Source organism: Pseudovibrio sp. W64, from assembly GCF_001623145.1.
Taxonomy (GTDB): Bacteria; Pseudomonadota; Alphaproteobacteria; order Rhizobiales; family Stappiaceae; genus Pseudovibrio.
Genome location: NZ_LMCI01000043.1, coordinates 324,940 through 326,151 on the forward strand (window position 1 = coordinate 324,940; position 1,212 = coordinate 326,151).

Sequence of the window (1,212 nt, forward strand, 5' to 3'; positions counted from 1 at the left end):
GCCATTTGGCGTGTAGACATAGACCGAACCGGATTCACTGCCCTTATCATCATCCCCAGAAGCACCAACTACCACAACCCCGTGGTCATTCATCTGCACTCCATGACCAAAACTGTCATACTCGGCACCATCAGAGGCAACAAGTTTGGCCGTGGTCTCTTCTCCATTGACCGTATGATGTTCACCGTAGGAGTAAATCACTGGCTCCTCATGAGGGAGGAAGTGCATTCCGTCTTGCCCGACATAGAAGCCAGCAGGGTCTTGGGTAAAGACATAGACTGATCCGGAACCCTCACCGTTGTCATCGTCAGAATGCGATCCAACCGTGATAGTACCGTCTTCATTGATTGAAACAGAGCTACCGAACAGACCATCACCTGCTACATCAGGGGCTGTCAGTTCAATTTCCGAGTAACCACCAGAACCATTCGGTACATAAACATAAGCAGCGCCGATGCCGGAAGTGGCACCGGTAACGATGACACCAGCCTCATTCACAGCAAGTGTCGGACCTGTACTACTATCTCCGGTAATCAGCTTGGAAACTGTATAGTTACCATTGCCATCCGGCTCATGGATGTACAAGGCACCGTCAGCACCAACAACAATGGTGCCATCATCCTGAACCACACCGCTTCGACCAAAGCTATCATTGGAGTCAGGTGCGGACAGTTCCAGCTCTATATAAATGCCGGCAGGATCCGGTGTGAACACACGAGCAAGATCGCCTGGACCGTCGGCAAAGATAACACCACTGTCGTTAATGCTAACATTGCCACTGGTGCTGCCAGCTCCTGGAATAAAGAGAGTGTCTTCTGCGTAACCGCCAATACCATCTGGAGTGAAGATGTAGATCTTGTCTTCAATCCCGTCAAAGACGGAAGCAACAATCACTCCACTTGCATTCATTGAGAGGCCATGCTCACTAGGCATGCCACTAAAGATACCCTCAGGTACAGTCAGCTTGACTTCCGAATAGCTCCCGCCGTCTGTCGGAGTGAACACATAAATAGCTTTTTCGGCACTACCCGGAGTACCATCTCCGAAGGCACTAACCGCAACAACACCTGAGTTATTGATCGCAGTATTGGCACCGAAGTGGTTCAGGTCAGCGCCATCAGAAGCCACAAGTTTGGTCTCCGCATAACTGCCACCATCTGGCGTGTAGACATAGACCGAACCGGATTCACTGCCCTTATCATCATCCCCAGA

At 50.7% G+C, this 1,212-nt stretch carries 1 protein-coding gene; it reads right to left on the reverse strand.

Features of this window, described 5'->3' with window-relative positions; genetic code table 11:
- The coding region (locus PsW64_RS25565) for an FG-GAP repeat protein (RefSeq protein WP_206599580.1) at positions 1–1,212 on the reverse strand (1,212 nt) is incomplete at both ends.